This window comes from Desulfurobacterium thermolithotrophum DSM 11699, from assembly GCF_000191045.1.
Taxonomy (GTDB): domain Bacteria; phylum Aquificota; class Aquificia; order Desulfurobacteriales; family Desulfurobacteriaceae; genus Desulfurobacterium; species Desulfurobacterium thermolithotrophum.
Genome location: NC_015185.1, coordinates 558,672 through 572,184, shown reverse-complemented (window position 1 = coordinate 572,184; position 13,513 = coordinate 558,672). Strand labels below are relative to the sequence as shown.

14 protein-coding genes are annotated in these 13,513 nt (G+C 35.6%); 11 read left to right on the top strand and 3 right to left on the bottom strand.

What is annotated here, in order from left to right:
- Position 1: 1 nt before the first annotated feature.
- The 3 genes from DESTER_RS02915 to fabF are packed head-to-tail and all read right to left on the bottom strand — an operon-like array spanning position 2 to position 2,501.
- Positions 2-559 (bottom strand): Maf family nucleotide pyrophosphatase, encoded by a 558-nt coding sequence (locus DESTER_RS02915; RefSeq protein ID WP_041737710.1) that lies wholly within the window; start codon positions 557-559, stop codon positions 2-4.
- A 1-nt stretch (position 560) separates the two neighbouring features.
- Positions 561-1,265 (bottom strand): ribonuclease III, encoded by a 705-nt coding sequence (rnc, locus tag DESTER_RS02910; protein ID WP_013638170.1) that lies wholly within the window; start codon positions 1,263-1,265, stop codon positions 561-563.
- A 3-nt stretch (positions 1,266-1,268) separates the two neighbouring features.
- Entirely contained in the window at positions 1,269-2,501 is a 1,233-nt protein-coding gene (fabF, locus tag DESTER_RS02905) for a beta-ketoacyl-ACP synthase II (protein ID WP_013638169.1), read from the bottom strand.
- 162 nt (positions 2,502-2,663) lie between these two features.
- On the opposite strand from fabF, the gene DESTER_RS02900 reads away from it, so the two are divergent.
- The 11 genes from DESTER_RS02900 to DESTER_RS02850 all read left to right on the top strand — a co-directional run bounded on the left by DESTER_RS02900 (position 2,664) and on the right by DESTER_RS02850 (position 13,512).
- The gene (locus DESTER_RS02900) at positions 2,664-3,284 is read left to right on the top strand and encodes a regulatory domain-containing (RefSeq protein WP_013638168.1); all 621 of its coding nucleotides are present in this window, start codon (positions 2,664-2,666) and stop codon (positions 3,282-3,284) included.
- Between the two features lie 16 nt (positions 3,285-3,300).
- Complete coding sequence (pilB, locus tag DESTER_RS02895) at positions 3,301-5,007, top strand: type IV-A pilus assembly ATPase PilB (RefSeq protein WP_013638167.1); 1,707 nt, start codon at positions 3,301-3,303, stop codon at positions 5,005-5,007.
- Position 5,008: 1 nt separating this feature from the next.
- Entirely contained in the window at positions 5,009-5,347 is a 339-nt protein-coding gene (locus tag DESTER_RS02890) for a DUF190 domain-containing protein (RefSeq protein WP_013638166.1), read from the top strand.
- Between the two features lies 1 nt (position 5,348).
- Complete coding sequence (gene aroD / locus DESTER_RS02885) at positions 5,349-6,092, top strand: type I 3-dehydroquinate dehydratase (RefSeq protein ID WP_013638165.1); 744 nt, start codon at positions 5,349-5,351, stop codon at positions 6,090-6,092.
- A complete protein-coding gene (locus tag DESTER_RS02880; protein ID WP_013638164.1) occupies positions 6,089-6,907 on the top strand; it encodes a cytochrome C assembly family protein in 819 nt (272 codons plus the stop codon). Before aroD ends, DESTER_RS02880 begins: the two co-directional genes overlap by 4 nt.
- 2 nt (positions 6,908-6,909) lie before the next feature.
- Positions 6,910-8,181, top strand: coding sequence for a glutamyl-tRNA reductase (hemA, locus tag DESTER_RS02875; protein WP_013638163.1), 1,272 nt, complete (start codon positions 6,910-6,912; stop codon positions 8,179-8,181).
- 28 nt (positions 8,182-8,209) lie between these two features.
- On the top strand, positions 8,210-9,145 hold the full coding sequence (gene hemC / locus DESTER_RS02870; RefSeq protein ID WP_013638162.1) for a hydroxymethylbilane synthase: 936 nt from the start codon (positions 8,210-8,212) through the stop codon (positions 9,143-9,145).
- Entirely contained in the window at positions 9,136-9,876 is a 741-nt protein-coding gene (locus tag DESTER_RS02865; protein ID WP_013638161.1) for a uroporphyrinogen-III synthase, read from the top strand. The genes hemC and DESTER_RS02865 overlap by 10 nt, the downstream gene beginning before the upstream one ends.
- A complete protein-coding gene (gene hemB / locus DESTER_RS02860; RefSeq protein WP_013638160.1) occupies positions 9,854-10,867 on the top strand; it encodes a porphobilinogen synthase in 1,014 nt (337 codons plus the stop codon). The genes DESTER_RS02865 and hemB overlap by 23 nt, the downstream gene beginning before the upstream one ends.
- A 75-nt stretch (positions 10,868-10,942) precedes the next feature.
- Positions 10,943-12,103 carry an IS481 family transposase gene (locus tag DESTER_RS02855; protein WP_013638159.1) on the top strand — a complete coding sequence of 387 codons (1,161 nt, stop codon included), beginning with the start codon at positions 10,943-10,945 and terminating at the stop codon, positions 12,101-12,103.
- Between the two features lie 38 nt (positions 12,104-12,141).
- A complete protein-coding gene (locus DESTER_RS02850) occupies positions 12,142-13,512 on the top strand; it encodes an FAD-binding oxidoreductase (RefSeq protein WP_013638158.1) in 1,371 nt (456 codons plus the stop codon).
- Position 13,513: the final 1 nt, after the last annotated feature.

The following is a 13,513-nucleotide window of genomic DNA, read 5'->3' as shown; positions in this document are numbered from 1 at the left end:
GCTAAATCAACTCTAAACTAAGTATATCGTAAATCCTGCTTATAGGTAAACCCATAACATTAAAAAAGTCCCCTTCTATTTTTTCTATAAATAAAGCGCCTATTCCCTGTATTCCGTAAGCACCTGCTTTATCAAGAGGTTCTTCTGTAGAGACATACCACTCTATTTCAGATAAAGATAATTTCTTAAATTTAACTTTACTTTCTTCAAATGAGCTTATTAATCTACCATCTGGGAAACGAAGAGAAAAGCCGGTTATAACTGTATGCCATCTTCCTGAAAGTTTTTTTAAAAAATTTAAAGCTTCTATTTTATCTTTTGGTTTTCCAAGGATTTTATTATCAAGAATAACTATTGTATCAGCTGCAAGTGCAATCTCTTCCTTCTGCTGGTTATCCTTTACACTGAGAACCTTCTTTTCTGCATTTTTCACTGCTGTTTCAATAGGAGAAGAAAGAATTTCTTCTTCAACCGAAGATTTTAAGACTCTAAAAGAAATACCAACCATCGATAGAATTTCTTTCCTTCGGGGAGAAGAAGAAACAAGAAGTAGTCTAATATCATCTATTTTCATCTATAACTCCCAAAACTTTTAGCATTTCTTTTGCAGCTTGCTGTTCAGCACTTCTTTTGGACTTTCCAGTAGAAACAGTTTTTAAGTCTTTTACCCTGCATTCAACCGTAAAAATCTTCTCGTGTTCAGGACCTTCTGCCTTTATAACTGAATACGAAGGAATAACCTTAAATTCTTTCTGGGTAACTTCTTGAAGAAAACTTTTAAAGTCTTTATAAGTAACAGCTTCCTCAAGTATTTCCCATAACTTCATAAGAAAATTTCTTTTGAATACTTCTTTAGCATTCTCAAATCCACCATCAAGATAAATAGCACCAAAAAGAGATTCAAAAACATCACAAAGTATGGAGCTCTTTTCCCTTCCTCCAGAAAGATGCTCTCCCTTTCCAAGGTATATATAACTTCCTAAATCTACCGTTTTCGCAAGTTCAGAAAGGGAAGGTTCACTTACAAGAAAAGCTCTTATCTGTGAAAGTTCTCCTTCCGTTTTTGTAGGAAAACGTTTTATTAACTCCTCACTTACAATAAGTCCTATTACTGCATCTCCAAGAAACTCAAGAACTTCATAATTTTCCTCGCTATCCTTTTCAAAAGAAAAGGATTTGTGCGTTAGTGCCTTTTTCAAAAGTTTCTTATCCTTAAAAAAGTAGTTTATCTTCCTTTCGAGCTCTTCAAAACTCTTTTTCTCCAAACCTTATACCCTCTTAAGCACTAAACAAGCGTTAGTTCCGCCAAACCCAAAAGAATTCTTTAGAACATAGTTTACGTTCATCTCTATAGCCTCATTTGGTACATAATCAAGATCACATTCAGGATCTGGCTCTTCGTAGTTTATGGTTGGAGGAATAACTCCCGTTTGAAGTGTCAAGACAGAAGAAATAACCTCAACTCCTCCAGCAGCACCAAGAAGATGTCCTATCATAGATTTAATACTACTTATTTTTAATTTATAAGCATGATCCCCAAAGATACTTTTTATAGCTAAAGTTTCGTAAAGGTCATTAAATTTAGTTGAGGTTCCATGGGCATTCACATATTCAATCATTTCGGAAGAAATTTTTGCATCCTTTAAAGCATTCCTTATAGCTCTTGCCGCTCCTTCACCACCTGGAGCTGGAGCTGTCATGTGATATGCATCACCACTTGTTCCGTATCCTACAACCTCAGCAAGTATTGGAGCTCCTCTCCGTTTAGCGTGTTCATACTCCTCAAGAACAACTATTCCAGCACCTTCACCCATTACGAAACCGTTTCTATTTTTCTCAAAAGGTCTGCTGGCTTTCTCTGGTTCGTCATTTCTTGTAGAAAGAGCTCTTGCCGCAGCAAATCCGGCAATACTTAGAGGAGTAATAGCACTTTCAGCTCCTCCAGCTATCATAACATCAGCATCACCATACTTAATTGTTCTATAAGCTTCTCCAATAGCGTGAGTTCCTGTAGCACAGGCAGTTACGACAGAGATATTTGGACCTTTAAAACCGAATTTTATTGATACAAGACCGGAAGCCATATTTATAATTTCCATTGGAACACAATACGGAGAAACTCTTTTAGGTCCTTTTTCCAAAAGAGTTTTATGCTGGTCTTCAATTGTTGTAATTCCACCTATTCCTGAACCGATTAAAACACCTACTCTTTCTGGATTAATTTTGTCAGATTCTAAACCTGCACTTTTTACAGCCTGGACAGCAGCTCCCATAGCAAACTGAATAAAAGGGTCTGTTCTTCTAACTTCTTTTTTATCAAAGTACTTTAAAGGATCAAAATCTTTTACTTCAGCTGCTATTTGAACAGGATAGTTAGATGCATCAAATTTAGTTATTTTAGATACTGCCGATTTTCCGGCTGTAATATTTTCCCAAAAAGTTTTAGAATTACTTCCTGCAGGAGAAACTACACCAATACCTGTAATAACTACTCTTCTCATGTTCTGTCTCCTAAGTCTTAAGATTGATTAATATTTTGGACAAAATTATATAATAAAAAGGAGTAATAGAAACATCACAAATAACTTAAGAAAGTTTTTTTTATGTAGAAAAGGAAACGAGCAACGTTGATATAGAGAAAAATGTAATGAAAGGGGGTTGTCATGGTTATTCAAGTAAGTCCTAAAGAAGTAGATTACGATACTTTAGCATTGAGAGTTTTTTTAAAAGCTCTCGAAATTATAGGAGGACCACGAAAACTTTTTGAGTACAGGAATTTAACATGGATTCCAAGTCTTATGGAAGCTGCTTATGCTGTTGTTTTAAAAGAAGAGGGATTTAAAACCGAAGATGAAATTGCAGAATTTATAGGAATTACAAAGCAAACCGTAAGAAACATACTCTCTGCAGATCCTGAAGTTGTCTTATTAAAACTTCAAGGAGAACTTGAAGCAAAAGATGTAAAAGTTCATACCGCTGGTGGACTTGCCAAGCTTGCCTATCAAGAAGTAAAAGCAGGAAGAGACTATATTCCGTTTGTTATTTCAGTTTGCGAAACTTACGTATCAAAACTTTTAGGAATAGCATGGCCAGTAGAGGTTCTTACTGCTATTAAAGGAATGGATTTTCCCGTTGATGAAACAAAAAAAGATGAACTAAAGAGTAAATTAGTAGGAATAAGAATAAAGGATTATTCTGCACCAGAAGTAATTGATAGAATAGAGTTCCCTATTAAAAGTCCAGCAGATCTTCTTCATAAATTAAGTGAAGCTGTGAAAGGTTAAAGCAAAGGAAAGCATAATGCTTAAAGCTGATGAAGATAAACTAAAGGAATTTATCTTTAAGCGCTTAGGAATTTCTTCTAAATCGCTAAAGGATGGAGAGGAAGATTGGCTTAAGTATCTTGTTAACTCAAAATTAGCTACAGAAGAAAAACTTTTATCTCTTCTTTCTGAATATTTTAAAGTTCCCTCCGTTGATTTAAGAAGGATTTCTATTCCTCCGATAATTGCAAAAATTATTCCAAGAACTACTGCCGAGAAGTTCATTTTAATTCCATTTGCAAAATCAGGACCAACTTTAAAATTAGCAATGTTTGATCCTTCAGACATTCAAACGATAGAAAAAGTCCGCTTTTCAACTGGATTTAGAATACAGCCTTTTGTTGCCTTGCCATTTAGAATTAAGGAAAAGATAGAAAAAATTTATGGAAAAGCTGAAGAAGAATTTTTTTCAAAGCTAAAAAATGAGCTTATTAGAGAAAAGGAAAAAGACTTAGAAACGGAAGAAATTAATCTCAGTTCTAATATTGTCTCTTTAGATGACTTAAAGCAGCTTGCAACTCAAGCTCCTATAGTAAAGTTAGTTAATGCAATAATTATAGAAGCTCTTAATAAAGGAAGTAGTGACATTCACATTGAACCTTTTGAGAAAGAGCTCAGGATTAGATACAGAATAGATGGAGTTCTTCACTTAGCCGCAAAGTATCCTTCAGAAGTAAAAGATGCTGTTGCAGCGAGATTAAAAGTACTTAGCAATCTCGATATAGCTGAAAAAAGACTTCCTCAAGATGGAAGAATAAAAGTTAGATTTAAAGGAAGAGAAATTGACTTTAGAGTTTCTACTGTACCAACAATTTATGGGGAAAAAATTGTTTTAAGGATTCTTGATAAGGAAAGTCTAAAACTTGATCTTTCAGAATTGGGATTAGAGGATAGAGAATATAAGCTACTTACAAGAGCAATACGTTCTCCTTATGGAATGATTCTTGTAACAGGTCCAACAGGTTCAGGAAAAACTACTACTCTTTACTCTTCGCTCCTTGCAATAAATACTCCTGAAATCAATATAATGACTGTCGAAGACCCTGTTGAGTATAATCTTTATGGAGTTAATCAAGTACATGTTAAACCAGAAATAGGATTAACTTTTTCAAGAGCTCTAAGAGCTTTCTTGCGTCAAGACCCAGACGTTATAATGGTTGGAGAAATTCGAGATACTGAAACTGCAGAAATAGCTATTGAAGCAGCTCTTACGGGACACCTTGTCCTTTCTACTCTTCATACAAATGATGCTCCAAGTACAGTTACAAGGCTTATTGATATGGGAATAGAAAACTTTCTCGTTTCATCTTCAATTATATTGATTGTTGCTCAAAGACTAGCAAGACGTATATGTCCTTACTGTAAAGAACCTTATCAGTATCCTTTAGAAGTTTTAAAAGAAATCGGTTTTACCGAAAAAGAGATTTTTTCTTTTCAACCGTTTAGAGGCAAAGGTTGTGAACAGTGCAATTTTACCGGTTATAAAGGAAGAGTAGCTCTTTATGAAGTTATGGAAATGACACCAGAAATAAGAGATGCAATAATCAAAGGAAAAAATACTGACGAAATAAGAAAAATAGCGGTAAAATACGGAATGAGAACATTAAGAGAAATTGGAAAGGCTAAAATTTGCAAAGGAATAACAACACCAGAAGAAGTTCTTCGGGTTACAAGGAACTATTGATATGAAAGGGCTGGCAGGAAGGAGAAAGCTACTGAGAATATTCATCAGTCTTGAGGATAAGTTTGAAGGAAAACCCCTTTGGGAATACATACTGGAACTCGTTAAAGAGAACAACATTGCCGGAGCTACTGTTTTAAAGGCAGTTGCTGGGATAGGAAGTCACTCTGAATTTAAAACTTTCTCGGTCTGGCGTCTTTCCCAAAACTTGCCAGTTGTTATTGAAATAATAGATAGAGAAGAAAAAATTAGGGAGTTTTTGAAAGTTCTTGATAGAATAATCGAAGAAGGACTTGTAGTCCTTGAAGACGTGGAAGTAATAGCCTACAGACACAGGAGCTGAGATGCAAATAGGAACTGTAGAGCTGGGTAGTATTCCAAGGGTAATCGTTGCACTGAACGACACAAGGCTGAAGGAGAACCTTGAGAAAGCGAGAGAGTTGAAGATTGACCTTATTGAAGCAAGAGTAGACCTACTAAGTGAAGTAAGTAGAGAATTTATCAAGAACTTTCTGGACGGAATAGCCGATTTTGGATTTTATACAGTATCAACTCTAAGACCGGACTGGGAAGGTGGTAAATTTAAGAAGAGCGAACAGATAAGACTTGAGCTTTTTAAAGAGATTGTAAAACACCCTGCTACAGGAGCTGTTGATATCGAACTCCGATCCGAAATCTTGCCGGATGTAAAAAATCTTGTTAGGAAGGAACACAAAGTTTTAATCGTCTCCTACCACGACTTTGAAAAGACACCAGCAGAAAAGGAAATAGAGGAAATTTTCAATAGAGCTGTTGAATCAGGTGCTGACATAGTTAAACTGGCTTTTACTGGAAGGAAAAAAGAGGATGCAGCAAAAGTTTGCTGTACTCTAAGTAAATTTAACCACCCCAAAATTTTCATGGTAATGGGAGAAAGTGGAAAGTTTACACGAGTAGTTGGATTTTCCTTCGGTTCGCTTTTAACCTACACATTCTTTGGAAAACCTGTAGCTCCAGGACAGATAGAAGCAGAAAAACTTATAAAATTACTTTGTGAATTTTATCCTGAATTTGAAAAAGAAAAAATAAGGTATAATCTATCATCATGAGCACAGATAGCTTTATATATACAACAGCTGTTTTATATGTTATTTCAGCTTTGCACTATTTGCTGTTTCTTGTTCTTAGAAAAGACAAACTTGCTACTGTTGGTCTTTATGGTGCAAGGATTGGCTTTTTAACAAATCTAATAGCAGTTATTCTTCTTGCAGGAACAGGGGGAGGAGTATCTCTCTTTACAGAGAAAGGAGCTTTTTTGCTCTTTGGTATTAGTACTGTTTCTATTTTTCTTTACTTTTCTACAAAGCATAAGTTTTCAATATCAGGAACATTTCTTATGCCCTGGGCAGCAATTTCTTTAATCGTTGCTTCTTTAGCATCAGGAATTCCTAAAAATATCTTCCCTGTTGGAGTAGTAGGGGTTACACACATTGTTTCTGCATTTCTTGGATACAGTGCTTTTGTCTTTGCAGCTATAACATCTCTTATATACCTAATCTTTGAGAGACACTTAAAGAAAAAGAAATTCTCGGTGTTTTATCACAAACTAACGTCTCTTTCTTTATTGGAGTCTATTGTATATCATTCGCTTACAGTAGGATTTATGTTCATAACAATTTCGATGTTTGCAGGAGCAATTTGGTCTGAAAAAATTTTTGGTTCTTACTGGTCTTGGCATCCTAAGGAAATAGCAACACTTGTTACCTGGTTTACATACGCTGGCATTATCCACCTATATCTTTACAACAATTGGAAAGGAAAAAAGCTTTGCTATATGTCTATGTTTGGCTTCTTATTGATAGTATTAAACTTTTTAGGAATAAACTTTTTTTCAGACAAAGATATCCATTCATTTAAGGGGTAGTGATGGGAGATCTTAAGTTATGCTGCCTAGGGTTAAGCCATAAAACAGCTCCAGTTGAAATAAGAGAAAAGTATGCTTTCAAAGGAGATGAAATAGAAAATGCTCTTCTTCAGATGAATTCAATTTCTTCTGTTGAGGAATGCATAATTCTTTCTACATGTAACCGCGTTGAAATTTACTTTACTTCAAGGGCTTCTAATCCTTTCAAGGAAATATACGAATTTTTAATCGAGAGAAAGTCTGCTACAGTAGAAGAAATTAACCAATTTTTCTACAAAAAGGAACAAAAAGAAGCTATCAAGCATGGATTTTATGTAGCTTCGAGTCTTGACTCAATGGTGGTTGGAGAACCACAGATAGTAGGACAGTTTAAAGACGCATTTCAAACTGCAAAAGAACTTGGAACGATTGGAACTGTAATGTGTCGCTTCTGTGAAACAGCTTTAAAAGTTTCAAAAAGAGTGAGAACAGAAACAGGAATTTCAAAAAATGCAGTTTCGATTAGCTTTGCTGCTGTTGAACTAGCTAAAAAGATATTTGGAAACTTTTCAGGAAAGAAAGTTGCAATAATCGGTGCAGGTGAAATGGCAGAACTAGCTGTAAAACACCTTCTCTCAAATGGTGTATCAGAAGTTTTTGTAGTTAATAGAACCTTTGAAAGAGCTGTTAAGTTAGCAGAAGAATTTGGAGGTAAACCCTTTCCACTTACAGAACTTAACACGGTGCTTCAAGCTGTAGATATAGTTATAAGCTCTACAGGAGCTCCTGGTTACGTTCTAACCCCGGAAAATGTTGTTCCTGTATTTGAAAAGAGAAAAAATTCACCAATGTTTTTCATAGATATCGCTGTTCCAAGAGATATTGATCCAGCGCTGAATGAAGTAGAGGGACTTTATGTTTATGACATAGATGACCTTAATGAAGTTGTAAAAGCAAACATTGAAGAAAGATTAAGAGCAGCTGAAATTGCAAAGAGAATAATAGAAGAATATGTAGATAGATTTATTAAGTGGCTAAAGGAACTCGAAGTTGCTCCTTTAATAGCAGAACTAAAGGAGAAGGCAGAAACAATAAGGAAAACTGAAATAGAAAAGAGACTATCTAAACTTAATCTTACAGCTCAACAGACACAGGAGGTAGAAAATCTTACAAGAGTAATAATTAATAAACTTCTTCACCAGCCGATTACAAGTGTTAGAAAAAAGGCAGCAGAAGAAGAAAGAAATCAAGTAGTTCAGATATTCAGAGAAATTTTCGGACTTGGGAAGGAATAAGTAAGAGATAAACTTTAAGGAGTAAGTGATGAAAATAAGAATAGGAACAAGAAAAAGTAAGTTAGCTCTCTGGCAGTCTGAATGGGTAAAAGAACAAATAGAAAAAAAATTTCCAGAAGTTGAAGTTGAGCTTATCAAAATAACAACAAAAGGAGACAAAATTCTTGACGTTCCTCTTGCAAAGATTGGCGACAAAGGACTTTTTACCAAGGAAATAGAAGATGCAATGCTTAAAGGAGAAGTTGATATAGCTGTTCATAGCTTAAAAGACGTTCCAAGTAAACTTCCTGAAGGGTTAAAGCTAATAGCCTTTTCAGATAGAGAAGATCCAAGAGATGCTCTTCTTTCCTGTGGAAAATATACACTCGATACGCTTCCAGAAGGAGCTGTTGTTGGAACGAGCTCTCTTAGAAGAAAAGCTCAACTTAGAATTTTACGTCCAGATCTTGAAATAAGAGACCTAAGAGGAAATGTTGATACAAGGATTAGAAAACTTAAAGAAGAACAGTATGATGCAATAATTCTTGCAGCAGCAGGAGTAAAAAGACTAGGTTGGGAAAATGAAATTGATGAAATTCTTTCTTCAGACAAGATGATTCCTTCTGTTTCCCAAGGAATTCTTGGAATTGAAGGTAGAGAAGACGATCCAGAAATAGAAAGAATAGTCAAAGAGGCAATAAACTCAAGAGAGTCAGAAATAGCTGCAACAGTTGAAAGAGCTTTTCTAAGAACAGTCGAGGGTGGTTGTCAAGTTCCACTTGGATGCTATGCAGTAGTAGTAGAAAATAGAGTTCATGTAAGAGCCTTTATTTCGGATTTAAATGGTAGGTTCTACTATAAAGAAGAAGGTGTCTTTAAAGTAGAAAACCTTGAAGAAGCTGATATGGTAGGAACTGGAGTTGCAGAAAGACTTCTTTCTGCTGGTGGAAAGAAAATTCTTGATGAGCTGATGAAATGTCAGTAAGAGTATTTTTTTCAGCAAATTTAAAAGAAAATCAAAAAGAAATTCTTAAAAAGACAGGCTTTGAGCCTGTCTCAATTCCTCTTATAAAGACTGTTCCTTTTGAATTTTCCGCTGAGGAAGTACTCAAGTTTTCGCCTAATTTTACGGTCATTTCAAGCAAAAATGGAGTTAAACATTTCTTTTCAAAGATTTCTCCTGAGAAAATTAGAAGTTCAAAATTCATTGCAGTTGGAAGTTCAACTGCAGAAAAACTTAAGGAAATAGGCATAGAATCTTTAGTCCCCGAAAACTTTAGTGGCGAAGGACTTGTAGAACTCCTTAAAACTATCAACCTAACAGGTAAAAGATTCCTTATCGTAAGGCCAAAAGTTGCCAGAAAAGTTGTTTCAGAATTCTTAAGAGAAAAGGGAGCAGAGGTTAAAGAAGTAGTTGTCTATGAAACTATAGTAAACGAAGATATAAAGGAAGACTTGATAGCAGAAATAGAGAAAGGTTTTGAAATATTAGCTTTTACAAGCCCTTCCAACTTTAAATCTTTTTTAAAGCTTACAGGTGAAAAAGGAAAAGTAATTCTAAATGAGGGAAAAATTATTCCTATAGGTCATGTAACTCAGAAAGCAATAGAAAAATTAGGTTTTAAAACTTGGAAATTACCTTCGAATTACACTATTGATGGAATTTTGAATTTAATTCTTCAAGGAGGCAGCGATGCTAATAGGGAAATTTCCTGAACTAAGACTTAGAAGGCTTAGAAAAAATGAAAATATCAGAAGAATGGTCAGAGAAAACTATCTTTCAGTTAACGATTTTATATATCCTCTCTTTATCGTTGAAGGAGAAGGAGTGAAAGAAGAAATTCCTTCAATGCCAGGGCAGTATAGATATTCAATTGATAGGCTTGTTGAAGAAGTTCAAGAGGTCAAAGAGCTTGGAATTCCGGCAGTAATTCTTTTTGGAATTCCTGGCTATAAAGATGAACTTGGAACTGATTCTTATTCAGACGAAGGAATAATTCAGAGAGCTCTAAGAGCCATAAAGAAAGAAGTTCCTGACATGTATGTCATTACAGATGTTTGCTTTTGTGAGTACACATCTCACGGACACTGTGGCTATCTAAAATGCCATGGAGAAACTTGCGAAGTTGATAACGATAAAACTTTAGAGCTCCTTAAAAAACAGGTTGTCTCTCACGCTCAAGCTGGAGCTGATATGGTAGCACCTTCTGGAATGATGGACGGAATGATAAAAGCAATTAGGGAAGCTCTTGATGAAGAAGGATTTAAAGATATTCCAATAATGTCATATGCCGCTAAGTATGCCTCAGCTTACTATGGACCTTTTAGAGATGCAGCAGAATCTACTCCAGCCTTTGGAGATAGACGCTCCTATCAGATGGATCCAGCAAATTCCGATGAAGCTTTAAGAGAAGTTGCTCTTGATATTCAAGAAGGTGCAGATATCGTAATGGTTAAACCTGCACTTTCTTACATGGATATTATAAGACGGGTAAAGGAAACATTTAAATATCCTGTTGCAGCTTACAATGTAAGTGGTGAGTATTCAATGGTTAAAGCTGCTGCAATGAAAGGTTGGATAGATGAAAGAAAAGTAGTTCTCGAAACACTTCTTTCAATGAAAAGAGCAGGTGCGGATTTAATTCTTACTTATCATGCAAAGGACGCTGCAAAATGGCTTAAAGATGGAGGGATGGAATCAATCTAACCCCTGTTGTTGAAGTTCAGATAGAAGGTGGACACCCTACAATAACCTTTGAATACCACAAGGAGGTGTCCACCGATGAAACAATTGAAAAGATTCAAAGGAACATCCCTCCATATATCCAGCACAAATACGGCGTTCAAAGAAACCCTGAAAAAAGGAAGAAGAGTAAAAAAGAAGCTTGACCTAACAAAAGACAGAAATGTTAAAAGGAGACTCAAATGGATAGAGTACTACCACAAAACAGGCAACGCCAGAAAAACATGCAGATACTTTGGCATCAGTCCAACAACCTTCTACAAGTGGAAAAAAAGATACGACAAGTACGGGATAGAAGGACTCCAAGACAGAAACAAAAGACCTCATAAAGTAAGACAACCACAAACAGAACCTGAAATAGAACACATCATCGTCACAATAAGGGAAAAATTCCCAACCTGGAGCAAAGAAAAGATAGCAGCCTTCATGGAAAGATACCTAAATGTAAAAATATCATCCTCTACAGTTTACAGGGTTCTCAAAAGACACGGACTAATAGAAAGAACCTGGAAACTAAAAAGTACCTACAAGAGGAAGAAACAGAAAGGGAAAAAGAACCGCACCAGAAAAGGACTAAGAGCAGACAAACCAGGAACAATCCTCATGGACGTTAAATACCTCTACTGGTGCGGTAAAACCTTTTACCAGTTCACGGCAATAGACAAGTTCACCCGAATAGCATTTGCCAAGGTTTATTCTACAAAAAGCAGCAGGAGCGGAAGAAGGTTTTTTGAAGAACTTGAAAAATTTCTTCCCTTCAAGATAGAGAAAGTTCAAACGGATAACGGGAGCGAATTTTTAGGGGAGTTAGACGAATATCTTAAAAGAAAAGGGATAGAACACTACTTTAGTTATCCGAAATCTCCCAAGACTAATGCGCATGTAGAAAGGTTTATTCAAACGACAGAAAGTGAACTATGGATGATAGAAGGAACAGAACCGACTGTTGATGAGATGAATAAAAAACTTTTTGAGTATTTAAAGATTTACAACTTTCTTAGACCCCATCACTCTTTAAATTACAAGACTCCCGCTGAGAAGTTTGAGGAATATATTAAAAACCATCAAGGTGTCCACCATGTATTGAACTCGAACATAGGCTTGGTTATCGCCTTGCTTAAATTATATCAAACAACGGCTTACGGCGTGCGCTGTATCTCCCCTTTGAAAAGGAGAGGATTAGCGCAAAATTCTTCCTAAATGTTAATATTTCCTTATTAAAAGGAGGTTGATTTAAGATGCGAAAAATAGATATTGGAAAAGAGCTCCAACATCTTATCGGTAAAGAAAAAGTTAAATCTTCTCTTGACTGGAGAGTTATTTATTCTTATGACGGTACTCCTACAGGATATAGAGGAATTCCTGATGTTGTTGTTTTTCCTGAAACCACTGAGGATGTTTCAAAAGTTCTAGCTTTTGCAAATGAAGAAAGAATTCCTGTATATCCAAGAGGAGCAGGTTCAGGCTTAACTGGTGGTGCGGCACCGGCATCAGAAGGTGGAATTGTGATTTCAACCGAAAAAATGAATAGAATTCTTGAAATAGATGAAGATAATTTAGGAGTTCTCACAGAACCAGGTGTTGTAACTTATGACCTACAAAAAGAAGTAGAAAAGAGAGGACTTTTCTATCCACCTGATCCTTCAAGCTATAAGTATTCAACCATTGGTGGAAACATAGCTGAAAATGCTGGTGGTCCAAGGTGTGTAAAGTACGGAGTTACTAAAGATTATGTAATGCAATTAGAAGTTGTCTTTGCTGATGGTACTGTTGCAAATGTTGGCTCAAAAGCAGTTAAATCTGTAGCTGGATATAATTTAAAAGATTTAATAGTAGGTTCAGAAGGAACTCTTGCTTTTATAACTAAAGCATATCTAAAGCTTATTCCTGCTCCCGAAGCTGTTAGAACTGCTATGGCTATTTTCCCCAAAGTAGAACAAGCAGCTCAGGCTGTTGCAGATATGTTTAAAGCAAAAGTAATTCCAACTGCTTGTGAATTTCTTGACAAAAATTCAATTATAGCTGTTGAAAACTATGCAAAATTAGGATTGCCTACCTATGCTGAAGGTTTATTAATCATCGAGGTAGATGGATATGAAGCAATAGTTGACGAGCTTATTAATAGAGTAGCAGAAGTATGTAAAAAGGCAGGAGCAGAAGAAATAAAAATAGCAACAGATTTACAAGAACGAGAAGCTATCTGGACTGCAAGAAGAGCGTTATCTCCTGCAATTGTGCAGTTAAAGCCTAAAAAAATAAATGAAGATGTTGTTGTACCAAGAAGTAAAATTCCTGATTTAATTAAAAATGTCTATAAAATTGCCGATAAATATAATTTGATGGTGGTTAATTTTGGTCATGCTGGTGATGGAAACATTCACGTAAACTTTATGTATGAGCCAAAAGAAGAGGATAGAGTAGAAAAAGCAGTGAGAGAAGTTTTCCTTCTTACTCTTGATTTAGAAGGTTCTGTTTCAGGAGAACATGGAATTGGTTGGATGAAAAAAGAGTTTTTACCATTAGAAGCTAAGGATGCACTTGAGAAAATGAAAGCTATTAAAAGAGCTCTTGATCCAAATAACATCCTCAATCCTGGAAAAATTTTCTAAT